Source organism: Streptomyces sp. NPDC023541 (genome assembly GCF_055559995.1).
In genome coordinates this window covers 76,727-89,026 of record NZ_JBVHJO010000021.1, presented here as the reverse complement: position 1 = coordinate 89,026, position 12,300 = coordinate 76,727, and the positions used below count along the sequence as shown (strand labels likewise).

General features: G+C 70.3%; 14 protein-coding genes. 7 read left to right on the top strand and 7 right to left on the bottom strand.

Annotated features, from left to right (window positions below; genetic code table 11):
* Window position 1: 1 nt before the first annotated feature.
* The 3 genes from ACZ3X1_RS33260 (at window position 2) to ACZ3X1_RS33250 (ending at window position 3,719) form a co-directional block, all read left to right on the top strand.
* Window positions 2-1,684, top strand: coding sequence for a serine/threonine-protein kinase (locus tag ACZ3X1_RS33260; protein ID WP_467282684.1), 1,683 nt, complete (start codon window positions 2-4; stop codon window positions 1,682-1,684).
* A gap of 94 nt (window positions 1,685-1,778) precedes the next feature.
* On the top strand, window positions 1,779-2,786 hold the full coding sequence (locus tag ACZ3X1_RS33255) for a C40 family peptidase (protein ID WP_467282711.1): 1,008 nt from the start codon (window positions 1,779-1,781) through the stop codon (window positions 2,784-2,786).
* Window positions 2,787-2,990: 204 nt separating this feature from the next.
* A complete protein-coding gene (locus tag ACZ3X1_RS33250; protein WP_356814840.1) occupies window positions 2,991-3,719 on the top strand; it encodes a phosphatase PAP2 family protein in 729 nt (242 codons plus the stop codon).
* Between the two features lie 197 nt (window positions 3,720-3,916).
* On the opposite strand, the gene ACZ3X1_RS33245 is transcribed toward ACZ3X1_RS33250, so the two are convergent.
* Both ACZ3X1_RS33245 and ACZ3X1_RS33240 read right to left on the bottom strand, forming a co-directional pair.
* Window positions 3,917-4,144 (bottom strand): hypothetical protein, encoded by a 228-nt coding sequence (locus ACZ3X1_RS33245; RefSeq protein ID WP_356814841.1) that lies wholly within the window; start codon window positions 4,142-4,144, stop codon window positions 3,917-3,919.
* A gap of 66 nt (window positions 4,145-4,210) precedes the next feature.
* Complete coding sequence (locus ACZ3X1_RS33240) at window positions 4,211-4,435, bottom strand: hypothetical protein (RefSeq protein WP_356814842.1); 225 nt, start codon at window positions 4,433-4,435, stop codon at window positions 4,211-4,213.
* Between the two features lie 132 nt (window positions 4,436-4,567).
* On the opposite strand from ACZ3X1_RS33240, the gene ACZ3X1_RS33235 reads away from it, so the two are divergent.
* Entirely contained in the window at window positions 4,568-5,401 is an 834-nt protein-coding gene (locus ACZ3X1_RS33235; RefSeq protein WP_356814843.1) for an SCO4651 family lipoprotein, read from the top strand.
* A gap of 175 nt (window positions 5,402-5,576) precedes the next feature.
* On the top strand, window positions 5,577-5,723 hold the full coding sequence (locus tag ACZ3X1_RS33230; RefSeq protein ID WP_167350610.1) for a hypothetical protein: 147 nt from the start codon (window positions 5,577-5,579) through the stop codon (window positions 5,721-5,723).
* 35 nt (window positions 5,724-5,758) lie between these two features.
* On the opposite strand, the gene ACZ3X1_RS33225 is transcribed toward ACZ3X1_RS33230, so the two are convergent.
* A complete protein-coding gene (locus ACZ3X1_RS33225; RefSeq protein ID WP_467282681.1) occupies window positions 5,759-6,121 on the bottom strand; it encodes a metal-sensitive transcriptional regulator in 363 nt (120 codons plus the stop codon).
* 197 nt (window positions 6,122-6,318) lie between these two features.
* Here ACZ3X1_RS33225 and ACZ3X1_RS33220 point away from each other — a divergent pair, with 197 nt between their 5' ends.
* On the top strand, window positions 6,319-6,939 hold the full coding sequence (locus tag ACZ3X1_RS33220) for a DUF47 domain-containing protein (RefSeq protein WP_028797706.1): 621 nt from the start codon (window positions 6,319-6,321) through the stop codon (window positions 6,937-6,939).
* A gap of 5 nt (window positions 6,940-6,944) precedes the next feature.
* The gene (locus ACZ3X1_RS33215) at window positions 6,945-7,943 is read left to right on the top strand and encodes an inorganic phosphate transporter (RefSeq protein WP_356814845.1); all 999 of its coding nucleotides are present in this window, start codon (window positions 6,945-6,947) and stop codon (window positions 7,941-7,943) included.
* Window positions 7,944-8,077: 134 nt separating this feature from the next.
* Here ACZ3X1_RS33215 and pstB read toward each other — a convergent pair whose 3' ends face one another.
* The 4 genes from pstB to pstS all read right to left on the bottom strand — a co-directional run bounded on the left by pstB (window position 8,078) and on the right by pstS (window position 12,235).
* Window positions 8,078-8,854 carry a phosphate ABC transporter ATP-binding protein PstB gene (gene pstB, locus ACZ3X1_RS33210; RefSeq protein ID WP_356814846.1) on the bottom strand — a complete coding sequence of 259 codons (777 nt, stop codon included), beginning with the start codon at window positions 8,852-8,854 and terminating at the stop codon, window positions 8,078-8,080.
* A gap of 31 nt (window positions 8,855-8,885) precedes the next feature.
* Window positions 8,886-9,968, bottom strand: coding sequence for a phosphate ABC transporter permease PstA (pstA, locus tag ACZ3X1_RS33205; RefSeq protein WP_356814847.1), 1,083 nt, complete (start codon window positions 9,966-9,968; stop codon window positions 8,886-8,888).
* Window positions 9,968-10,957: a phosphate ABC transporter permease subunit PstC gene (pstC, locus tag ACZ3X1_RS33200; RefSeq protein ID WP_362635553.1), complete on the bottom strand. Its 990-nt coding sequence runs from the start codon at window positions 10,955-10,957 to the stop codon at window positions 9,968-9,970. Before pstC ends, pstA begins: the two co-directional genes overlap by 1 nt.
* Before the next feature lie 141 nt (window positions 10,958-11,098).
* Complete coding sequence (gene pstS / locus ACZ3X1_RS33195; RefSeq protein ID WP_467282675.1) at window positions 11,099-12,235, bottom strand: phosphate ABC transporter substrate-binding protein PstS; 1,137 nt, start codon at window positions 12,233-12,235, stop codon at window positions 11,099-11,101.
* Window positions 12,236-12,300 lie beyond the last annotated feature (65 nt).

Genomic DNA, 12,300 nt, shown 5'->3' with positions numbered 1-12,300 from the left:
AATGGAGCCCCTGAGAGACGTCGACCCCGCCCGGATCGGGGCACACGCGCTGTTGGCCCGGCTCGGCGCCGGAGGGATGGGGCAGGTGTACCTCGGGCGCTCGCCCGGCGGGCGCCTGGTCGCGGTGAAGGTGATCCGGGACGAGATCACGGGCCACCCCGAGGCCCTGACCCGGTTCCGGCGGGAGGCCGAGACCGTGCGCGCCGTGCGGTCGGCGTACACGGCGAACCTGATCGACGCCTCGCTGGCGGCGCCGCCGTTCTGGCTGGCGACGGAGTACGTCGCGGGCCCCACGCTCGGTCATGCGGTGGGGCGGCGCGGCGGTCTGCCCGCGGACACCTGCCGCCGGCTGTTCGCGGCCCTCGCGGAGGGGCTGGCGAGCGTCCACGCGTACGGGGTGACGCACCGGGACCTCAAGCCGCAGAACGTCATCCTGGGCGCGCAGGGCCCGCAGCTCATCGACTTCGGCATCGCGCGCGGCGTGGGCGAGACGGCCCTCACCCAGGACGGCCAGGCCCCCGGAACGCCGGGGTACACCGCGCCCGAGGTGCTGCTCGGGGCCGAGGCGGGGGCCGCCGCGGACGTCTTCGCGCTGGGCGCGACGCTCGCGTACGCGGCGACCGGGCGGCCGCCGTTCGGCACGGGCGCCGCTACGAGCGTGAGCTACCGGGCCGTGCACGAGCCGGTCGACGTGGCCGGGGTGGAGCCGGGCCTGGCGGCGCTGATCGAGGCCTGCGTGGCGAAGGACCCGGCGGCCCGGCCCGGCCTGCCGGAGGTCATCGCCCGGTGCGGGGTACGGGACGCGCTGATCGACGATCCCGTGTACGTGGGGCTGGGCGCGCTGGGTGAGGCCGTGCCGGTGCACGAGATGCGGACGCAGGGGCCGGGACTCCCGTACGGCTACACGCCGACCGACCACGCGGCCCCGGCTCCGGCCACGGCGGGGCGTGGGCGGGCGGGCGTGTGGGTGGCGGCCGTGGCGGTGGCCGCGGCCCTGTCGCTGGCCGCCTGGAAGCTGGTCCCGTTCGGCGGACAGGACGGTGGGGCCGGCCGGGGCGAGGACGCCACGGCGGGTGCCGCGGGCACGCCCGCCCGGACTCCGGGCGCGGGAGGCGTCGGCGCGGCGCCTTCTGCGTCCGGGGGCGCCGCCGGCAAGCCGCCGGCCGAGTACATCGAGGGCAACCAGATCTCGCACTACTTCTGGCTGCCTTCCACCGACCCGGAGCGCGCGGCGCACGACACCGGCGCGTGCAACCTGGGGACGGAGCAGAAGCCGCCGGGTGCGGACTTCCAGGCGGGCGCCGAGGTTTCGGGCAAGTCCGTGAAGATCAGCATGCGCGTCAAGTACGCCGAGAACAGCCCGGCCAAACCCGATCCGTACTACGTGTCGGTGGCGGTCAGGGCCCCGCACGACCTCGACCCGCAGACGGGTCGGCCGTTCCCGATGGACAACCGGTCCGTGGGCTTCACCAGCAAGCCCGTCGACATCTACGGCAAGTGGAAGACGGGCGAATACCTGACGCTCACGTACCCGGACGACTTCGCGGAGCACGTGAACGGCAAGACGTACCCCGGCGTGCCCCTGGCCAACGACCCGGGGGACTGGACGCTGGTCTTCTACCACGTCGAGGATGACCCTACGAAGTACGCGAGCATCCACTGCACGGGCTTTCGAGTGGAGTGAGTGGAGTAAGTGGAGTAGCGGATCCGGCGACACGGGCGATTCGCACGTGAAAGCGACGGGCATGGGGGAGGGTTGACGGGTGCGCAGATTCTGGATGGCCGGCGGGATCGGGATCGGGCTGTGTCTGACCTTTGTGGCGCTCCTCGTCGTGGGGACGTACTCCGCGGCGGCGGGGCTCGCCGGATCGGGCGCCGGCGGCCGTGCCGTGGGCCTGACCAAGGGGGCGGTGCCCGCGAAGTACCAGGCGCTGGTGGAGAAGTGGGGCAGTCTCTGCGCGGCCATCAGCCCGCCGCTGCTCGCCGCGCAGCTGTACTCCGAGAGCGGCTGGAACCCGAGTGCCGTCAGCCCGGCGGACGCGCGGGGCATCGCGCAGTTCATCCCGGGTACCTGGGCCGGCCACGGAATCGACGGGGACGGGGACGGGGACCGGGACATCTGGGACCCGAACGACGCGATCCCCTCGGCGGCTTCGTACGACTGTGAGCTGGCCAAGGACGTGCGGAGCGTGCCCGGTGACGCGACGTCGAACATGCTGGCCGCCTACAACGCCGGCGCCTACGCGGTCATCAAGTACGGAGGAGTGCCGCCGTACAAGGAGACCCAGGGGTACGTGAAGGCGATCACGACGCTGGCGAAGAGCTTCGCGCGGCCCGTGGGCCGGGTGGCGCCCTCGCAACAGGCCGCCGGGGCCATCTACTTCGCGCAGAAGCAGCTCGGCACGCCGTACCTGTGGGGCGGCAACGGTACGCCCGACCAGGGCGGGCGGTTCGACTGCTCGGGGCTGACCAAGGCCGCGTACGAGACGGTCGGGATCGAGCTGCCGCGCGTGGCCAACGACCAGTACAACGCCGGTTCGCATCCCTCGCGTGCCGAACTCCTGCCCGGAGACCTGGTGTTCTTCTCCGATGATCTGACGAACTCCCGGGAGATCCGGCACGTCGGGCTCTACGTGGGCGGCGGATACATGATCAACGCGCCCTACACCGGGGCGGTCATCCGCTTCGACAAGATCGACACGCCCGACTACTTCGGAGCGACCCGCGTGACGAAGGACGGGGCGGAAGCCCTTCCGGGGCGGTCGGCCGCCGGCCGGCCGGCGTAGCAACTCTCCGTGATGCAAAGGCCCTGAGCTGCGACGACCAGTCACTCTTCGATAACGTTGCCGTGATCATTCGGTGGAGAGTGGAACCCGGTCGCCAGAACGGGCGTTCCATGAACGCGGGGGTTGATCAAGTGGGTGTCGAAGGGGCGCACACCCGGGTGCGCCCGCAGGGGAACCACGGCAAGAGCAAGGGGCCGCGTCACCATGGCTGGACTCACAACAGGTGGGCCGAACGTGGATGTCAGCCTGCTGTACGAGGTCAACGGCGCGGCCCGACGCGCCCCGTCGTGGCTGGACACGGCCGTGAGCCTGGCCGGCGAGTACGGGATCCTGCTGGCCCTGGTGCTCCTGGTGCTGTGGTGCTGGCGCGGCGCCCGCCGGCAGGACGAGACCGCGGCCGCCGAGACCTTCACCGCGCTCGTGTGGGCCCCCCTCGCCGCCGGTCTGGCCCTGCTCGTGAACGTTCCCCTGCGTGAACTGGTCGGGCGACAGAGGCCGTTCCGCCAGCACGAGGGGCTGCAGGTCCTCGACCCCGGTTGGGGCGCGGGACTCGGCAACACCGAATACTCCTTCGTCAGCGGTCACACCACCGTCGCGATGGCCCTGGGCGTAGGGCTGTTCGTCGCCAACCGCAAGCTAGGGCTCGTCGGGATCGGGCTGGCCCTCCTCGAAGGCCTCAGCCGCGTCTACATGGGCGTCCACTACCCGACCGACGTGATCGGCGGCCTCGCGCTCGGCACCGCCGTCGCCCTCGTCCTCGCGCCGCTCGCGCTGGCGCTGCTGAACCCGGCCGTCCGGGCGGTGGCCGCCTCCCCGCGCTTCGGCCGGCTCGTGCGGGCCGGGGAGCGGGCGCGTCCCCTGCCGGTCGGCCTCGCCCAGCCGCAGACCCCGCCGGCGGGCCGGCGCACGCAGGACAGCGACCTCGCCGCCTGACGCAGGGCCTGCGGCCTCCCAGGGCTGCGCGGCCCGTACCGTATCGGCCTGTCCCGATCGGCCCGTCCCGTATCGGCCTGTCCTCCCGTATCAGCCCGTCCCGTACGAGTCCCACACGGCGAGCAGCGCAGCCGTCAGCAGGCACAGCGCTGCCACCCCGAAGCACACCAGGACCGCCCGCGGGCGGGGCCGGGAGGTCACTGGTCGCCCGCGTCGGTGTCGCCCTCGCGGCGGTGGCGGGAGCGCAGCCACAGGCCGGTGGCCACGGCGGCGGCGGAGGTGAGCCCGATGGCCAGGGCCACGTCGGCCGGGCCGTCCGCCGAGCCCACGGGCCTGGCCCACGCCGCGGCTGCCGCGGCGGCCGGGGCGAACACGAGGAGCAGGGCCCAGAGGAGGGCCGCGAGGCGGGCTGCGGAACCTGGCATGAGTCCAGGGCATCCGCTGCGGCGCCCCCCGGCCAGCCGGGCCGTCCGAACGGGCGAGACGCCGCCCTAGGTGGCCTCCGTGGCCGCGTGGCCGGTGGCGTCCTTGCGGGCCAGGTCGCGGGAGCGGCGGGCGGCCCCCTTCCAGCCGCAGGAGCAGACGGCCAGGCAGAACGATCCGCGGTCGGCGGTGGATGTGGTGTGGGCGGTCGGCGGCTGTGGCTGCGACCACGGCCGCGGGGGCGGTACGGCGTCGAGCGGAGGGGCCGGGGTCGCGTCGATGTGCGGTTCCACTTCTCCACGGTACCCGGGGACCTCGGGATGCGGGCACGGTGTGCCCCCGTGACGGGAAACCCTGGGCCTCGTTAACCGGAGCGGGTGGGGACCTCGGGCAAACAGCGGTCACGCGTTGGGGGTTGGCAGGCGATGGTGGTTCACCGGCACAGGCGGCTGCGCGGGCGCGCGGCTGAGGTGGTGCTCGCCGCCGGAGTCACCCTGGTGGTCGCGGCGGCGGGCGGGTGCGCCGGCGGCGGCGGAAGCGACGACCGGTCCCCGGCGGAGGCGTCGGTGGCGGTCCGCGGCGCCGCCGACGCCCTGACGCGCACGGGCAGCGCCCGGGCCCGTACGGCCATGGAGATGGCCACCGGCGGCACCCGGGTCACCATCCGCGGCGAGGGCGGCGTCGACTTCAAGAAGCGGATGGGGCAGCTCCTGGTGCTGCTCCCGGCCGACGTGAAGGGCGAGGACGAGCACCGGCCCATCACCGAGCTCCTCGTTCCCGGCGCGCTCTACATGAAGAACCGCGGGGCGGGCGTCCCCGCCGACAAGTGGGTGCGCATCGACACGACGACCCTCGCCGACGGGAACCTGGTCACCGGCGGCGCCACCGACCCGCTGGTCGCGGCCGAGCTGCTGCGGGTCGCGCAGGAGGTGACGTACGTGGGGGTTACCGAGGTGGCGGGCACGAAGGTGCGGCACTACCGGGGGACCACCGACATCGGACGGGCCGCCCGAAGCGCGCCGGCGGAGATGCGCGGGGCGCTGGAGGCGGCGGCGAAAGGGTTCAGCGAGGACACGGTGCCCTTCGACGCCTACCTGGACGAGGAGGGGCGGCTGCGGAAGGTCAGGCACCGCTTCACCTACGTCAACAATGGCGTGATCGATGTGTCGTCGACCACGCTCCTGTACGGATTCGGGACACCGGTGACCGTCGTATTGCCCGCGAGCGGGGACATTTACGCCGGAAAGATCGCCGACTAGCGGGGCGGGCGGGTCGGAAGCGGCGCGATCGGGCCATGGCCGGGTATCCGGAAATGGTCCATCCGTGTCATGCGGGGGGAGGGACGTCCTCCCTACGCTGAGAAGCCGGGCGCCGGCAAGTGGTGCGGCATGACCGACGACGGCCGGTGGCCGGTGGCAGATTGAGGTGACACGCGTGACTCCCGCAGGCGGTACGACGGTGCAGGACCACGTGGCGCTCGCCGAGATCGAACTGTGCGGTGAGCTGATCATCGCCGCGTCCGCGGCCGCCGAGGACCGGCTGAGCCTGGACCGCATCGACGAAGTACTGCTGGGCCGGTAGCTCCCGCCCGCCGCCGGCGGGCGGGGACGGACCGCTCAGGTGCGCAGGAGACGAGCGATGGCCTTGGTGGCCTCCTCGACCTTGGCGTCGATCTCGCCTCCGCCCTTGACCGCCGCGTCGGCGACGCAGTGGCGCAGGTGCTCCTCCAGCAGCTGGAGCGCGAAGGACTGGAGTGCCTTCGTGCTCGCCGAGACCTGGGTGAGTATGTCGATGCAGTAGACATCCTCGTCGACGAGCCGCTGGAGGCCGCGGATCTGGCCCTCGATCCGGCGCAGCCGCTTGAGGTGCTCCTCCTTCTGGTGGTGGTAGCCGTGGACGGCCCCGCCGTCGTGGGAGGTGCCGGGGGTGGCCGCCGTGCCGGTGCCGGCTCCGGTGCCCTCCGCCTCGATGGTCGTCATACGTCCTCCCGTGGTCGAACGAACGAGGGGATGTATACCCCTCATGGGTATAGGTTACCGGGCTCGCGCCCGAGGAGCAGGGGCCCGTGTTCCACACTCTGCCTGATGGAGGACACTGGGGAACTGCCGGTTAGCCGTGGCCGGGGGATGCGCCTAGCATCAGCCTGACCGAATCCAATGCACCCCGAGGACCTCACGTGCGATTTCGTCTGACCCCCAGGGAGACGAGCTTCTACGACATGTTCGCCGCATCCGCGGACAACATCGTCACGGGCTCCAAGCTCCTGATGGAACTGCTCGGAGCGGACTCGTCCGCCCGGGCCGAGATCGCGGAACGGATGCGGGCGGCGGAGCACGCGGGGGACGACGCGACACACGCGATCTTCCACCAGCTGAACTCCTCCTTCATCACGCCGTTCGACCGCGAGGACATCTACTCCCTGGCGTCGTCGCTCGACGACATCATGGACTTCATGGAGGAGGCCGTCGACCTCGTCGTCCTCTACAACGTTGAGGAGCTCCCCAAGGGCGTCGAGCAGCAGATCGAGGTCCTGGCGCGGGCGGCGGAGCTGACCGCCGAGGCGATGCCGCACCTGCGGACGATGGACAACCTCACCGAGTACTGGATCGAGGTCAACCGTCTGGAGAACCAGGCCGACCAGATCCACCGCAAGCTGCTCGCGCACCTCTTCAACGGCAAGTACGACGCCATCGAGGTGCTGAAGCTCAAGCAGATCGTCGACGTGCTCGAAGAGGCGGCCGACGCGTTCGAGCACGTCGCGAACACGGTGGAGACCATCGCGGTCAAGGAGTCCTGAACCTCGTGGACACCTTCGCTCTGGTCGTGACCATCGGTGTCGCGCTCGGCTTCACGTATACGAACGGTTTCCACGACTCGGCGAACGCGATCGCGACCTCGGTCTCGACGCGTGCGCTGACCCCGCGCGCCGCACTGGCGATGGCCGCGGTGATGAACCTCGCCGGCGCCTTCCTGGGCAGCGGGGTGGCCAAGACGGTCAGTCAGGGTCTGATCGAGACGCCCCACGGTGCCACGGGCATGTGGATCCTCTTCGCGGCGCTGGTCGGCGCGATCGTCTGGAACCTGATCACCTGGTACTTCGGCCTGCCCTCGTCCTCCTCGCACGCCCTCTTCGGCGGCATGGTGGGTGCGGCCCTGGCCGGCGGCACGGAGGTGATCTGGTCGGGCGTGGTCGACAAGGTAGTCATTCCGATGTTCGTCTCGCCGGTCGTCGGTCTGGTCGTCGGCTACCTGGTGATGGTGGTCATCCTGTGGATGTTCCGCCGGGCCAACCCGCACAAGGCGAAGCACGGCTTCCGTATCGCGCAGACGGTGTCGGCGGCCGCGATGGCGCTCGGCCACGGTCTGCAGGACGCGCAGAAGACGATGGGCATCGTCGTGATGGCCCTGGTCATCGCCGACGTCCAGTCCGCCGACGACGCGATCCCGGTGTGGGTCAAGGTCGCCTGTGCGGTGATGCTGTCGCTGGGTACGTACGCGGGCGGCTGGCGCATCATGCGCACGCTCGGCCGCAAGATCATCGAGCTGGACCCGCCGCAGGGCTTCGCGGCGGAGACCACCGGTGCCTCGATCATGTTCGGCTCGGCCTACCTCTTCCACGCGCCGATCTCCACCACCCACGTGATCACCTCGGCGATCATGGGTGTGGGTGCGACGAAGCGCGTGAACGCGGTGCGCTGGGGCGTCGCCAAGAACATCATCCTGGGCTGGTTCATCACCATGCCCGCCGCGGCGCTGGTCGCCGCGGTCAGCTTCTGGATCGTGAACCTGGCCTTCGGCTAGCTAGGCCGGGTCCGGCCGTACGGACACGAGAGCGGGCCGGCTCCCCCCACCCAGGGGGAGCCGGCCCTCTTTCTTTCTTCCGTCCCGCGGTGGCACCGCCATGCAGCACCGCGGGACGTCTCGCACATCTCGCTCTAGCCGAAGCGGCCCGAGATGTAGTCCTCGGTCGCCTGCACGGACGGGTTGGAGAAGATCCGGTCCGTGTCGTCGATCTCGATGAGCTTGCCGGGCTGGCCGACCGCCGAGAGGTTGAAGAAGGCGGTCCGGTCGGAGACGCGGGCGGCCTGCTGCATGTTGTGCGTCACGATGACGATCGTGAAGCGCTCCTTCAGCTCGCCGATCAGGTCCTCGATCGCCAGGGTGGAGATCGGGTCCAGGGCCGAGCAGGGCTCGTCCATCAGCAGGACCTGGGGCTCGACCGCGATGGCGCGGGCGATGCACAGGCGCTGCTGCTGGCCGCCGGAGAGGCCGGAGCCGGGCTTGCTGAGGCGGTCCTTGACCTCGTTCCAGAGGTTGGCGCCCTGGAGGGACCTCTCGACGATGTCGGCGAGCTCGGCCTTCTTGAAGTTGCCGTTCAGCCGCAGGCCCGCCGCCACGTTGTCGAAGATCGACATGGTGGGGAAGGGGTTCGGGCGCTGGAAGACCATGCCGACCGTGCGGCGGACCGCGACGGGGTCCACGCCGGCGCCGTAGAGGTTCTCGTCGTCCAGCAAGACCTTGCCCTCGACGCGGCCGCCGGGGGTGACCTCGTGCATGCGGTTGAGGGTGCGCAGGAAGGTGGACTTGCCGCAGCCGGAGGGACCGATGAAGGCCGTCACCGAGCGGGGTTCGACGGTCATCGAGATGTCGTCGATGGCCCTGTGGCTGCCGTAGAAGGCGGACAGTCCGCTGACGTCGATTCGCTTCGCCATGAGGGGGTCACTTCGCTTTCATACAGTCGCGTCAGCGACCGGTCTTCGGGGCCTTCCAGCGGGCGATGCCGCGGGCCACCAGATTGAGGATCATGACGAAGGCGATCAGGACGAGCGCTGCGGCCCATGCCCGGTCGTAGGAGGCGTCACTGCCGACCTTGTACTGCTCCCAAATGTAGAGCGGGAGCGAGGACTGGGCGCCTTCGAAGGGGTTGCCGTTGATCAGCTGGGTGCCGAAGACCAGCAGCATGATCGGGGCGGTCTCACCGGCGATGCGGGCGACGGCCAGCATGAGGCCGGTGGCGATGCCGCCGATGGCGGTGGGGAGGACGACCTTGAGGATCATGCGCCACTTCGGCACACCGAGGGCCAGGGCGGCCTCGCGCAGCTCGTTCGGGACGAGCTTGAGCATCTCCTCGGTGGAGCGGACCACGACGGGCATCATCAGGATGGACAGGGCCATCGCGCCGGCGAATCCGGAGGGGCCGAAGCCGAGCGCCAGGTTCCAGGTCGTCAGGATGAACAGGCCCGCGACGATGGAGGGGATGCCGGTCATGACGTCGACGAAGAAGGTCACGGCCTTGGCGAGCGTGCCCTTGCCGTACTCGACGAGGTAGACGGCGGTCAGCAGGCCGATCGGGGCCGCGATCAGGGTGGCCAGGGCGATCTGCTCGATGGTGCCGAGCAGCGCGTGGTAGACGCCGCCGCCCTCCTCGAAGCTGGTCACGCCGTTCATCGAGTGGCTGAGGAAGTCACCGCTGAAGACCTTGATGCCGCGGCTGATCGTGGTCCAGATCAGCGAGAGCAGCGGGATGACGGCGAGGACGAAGGAGACCCACACGACGGAGGTCGCGATGCGGTCCTTGGCCTGGCGGCGGTTCTCGACCACCGCGCTGGCGGTGTACGTGATCGCGACGAACAGGATGGCGGCGATCAGACCCCACTGGATCTTGCTGTGGAGGTCGAAGACGATGCCGATGCCGCTGCCGAGGGTGATCGAGAGGACGGCGATGCCGGCCGGGGCCCAGCGGGGCAGGCCGCCTCGGGTGAGGCTGGCGGGAGCGGCGGACCGGGGGGCCCGGGTGGGCCGCTGGTCCTTGAGTGCGTGGCTCATCAGGCGTTCGCCCCCGAGAAGTCCTTGCGGCGAGCGATGATCAGGCGAGCTGCACCGTTGACCAGCAGGGTGAGCAGGAAGAGGACCAGACCGGAGGCGATCAGCGCGTCGCGGCCGAACTCGTTGGCCTCGTCGAACTTCGCGGCGATGTTCTGCGCGAACGTGCCGCCGCCCGGGTCGAGGATGTGGCCGGAGATCAGGAAGCTCGGCGAGAGGACGGTGGCGACGGCCATGGTCTCGCCGAGGGCGCGGCCGAGGCCGAGCATCGAGGCGGAGATGACGCCGGAGCGGCCGAAGGGCAGCACGGACATCCGGATGACCTCCCAGCGGGTCGCGCCGAGGGCCAGTGCGGCCTCCTCGTTCATGCGCGGGACCTGGAGGAAGACCTCGCGGCTGACGCTGGTCACGATCGGCAGGATCATGATCGCGAGCAGGATGCCGACGGTGAAGAGGGAACGCGCCACGCCGACCTGGGTCTTGTCGAAGACGTAGGTCCAGCCCATGTACTCGTCGAGCCAGAGGTTCAGGCCCGCCAGCTGCGGGACGAGGAAGAGGGCGCCCCAGATGCCGTAGATGATCGACGGCACGGCGGCCAGCAGGTCGACCACGTACGCGAGGGGGGCGGCGAGCCTGCGCGGTGCGTAGTGCGAGATGAAGAGGGCGATGCCGACGGCGATCGGAACCGCGATGACCATCGCGATGATCGAGCTGACGACGGTGCCGAAGAGCAGGACGGCGATGCCGAAGACGGGCGGGTTGGCCGACGCGTTCCAGTCGAAGGTGGTGAGGAAGTTCCCCTCGTTCTCCGACAGGGCGATCGAGGCGCGGTAGGTGAGGAAGACGGCGATCGACGCCATGATCACCAGGAGCAGGATGCCGGAGCCCTTGGAGAGCGCGGCGAAGATCTTGTCGCCGGCGCGGCCGGTGGATCCCCTGCTCGGGGAGACAGGCGGAGCCGTGTCTATCGGGGTGGGTGTGGTGGAAGCCATGGTCTTTCCGGTCTGTGTGGGGGGCAGGCCCCCTGGCGGCGGTGCACCGGATTCCCCCGGGTGGAGGGGAAGGGGCTCCGGGGGCCGGTCCGCCCGGTCCCCGGACGGGGGAGGGGACGGACCGGGCCTCGGAGCTCAGGACTAGCTCAGCGAGTTGACGACCTCGCGGACCTTGGCGTTGATCTCGGCCGGGATCGGCGCGTAGCCGTTCTCCAGGAGGATCTTCTGGCCCGCGTCGGACGCGGTGTAGTTGAGGAAGGACTTGACGGTCGGCAGGGTCTCCGCCTTGTTGCCCTTGTCGCAGACGATCTCGTAGGTGACCAGGACGATCGGGTACGCGCCCTCGGCCTTGGTGGTGTAGTCGAGCTTGAGGGCGAGGTCCGAGCCGGTGCCGGCGATCTTGGCGGCGGCGATGGCCTTGGAGGCGTTCTCGCCGGTCGCCTTGACCGGGGCGGCGGCGCCCGTGTTCAGGTCGACCGTCTTGATGCCCTGGGCGCTGGCGTAGGAGAGCTCGAAGTAGCCGATGGCACCGTCGACCTGCTTGACCTGGGTCGCGACACCGGAGGAGCCGGAGGCGCCGAGGCCGCCCGGGGCCGGCCACTTCTTCGCGGCCTCGTACGGCCACGCGTCGCCGGCGGCGGCCTTGAGGTACTTGCCGAGGTTCTCGGTGGTGCCCGAGTCCTCGGAGCGGTGGAAGTGCTGGATCGCGGTGGAGGGGAGCGTGACGCCGGGGTTCAGCTTCTTGATCGCCTCGTCGTCCCACTTCTTGATCTTGTCGTTGAAGATGTTGGCGATCGTGGCGGCGTCAAGGTTCAGCTTGTCCACGCCCGCGATGTTGAAACCGAGGGCGATCGGGCCGCCGACCATGGGCAGGTCGATGCCCTGGCCGCCGGTGCAGATCTTCTTCGACTCCTCGACCTGCTCCGGCTTCAGCGCCGAGTCGGAGCCGGCGAAGCCGACGGTGCCCTGGTTGAAGGCGACGATGCCCTCACCGGAGGAGGAGGACTTGTAGTTCACCTCGACGCCGGAGCAGGCGGCCATGTAGTTCTTCACCCACAGGTCGACCGCGTTCTTCTGCGCGGAGGAGCCGGAGGCGAGCAGCTTTCCCTTCGCGCCCTCGCACTTGATGTCGCCGGCGGCCGGGGCGGCGGCCTTGGTGGCGCCGTCGCCGGTCTTGGTGTTGTCGTCCGAGCCGCACGCCGTGAGGACCAGGGCGCCGGACACGACAAGCGCACCGAGGGCGGAGGCACGAAGCATGTTCTTGCGCTGAAGCTTCACTTTCGGGTGTTTCCTTCCAGAAGCCGCCGGCCGCTTTTCGTTCGTACCGGGCGGCGTGCGAAGAG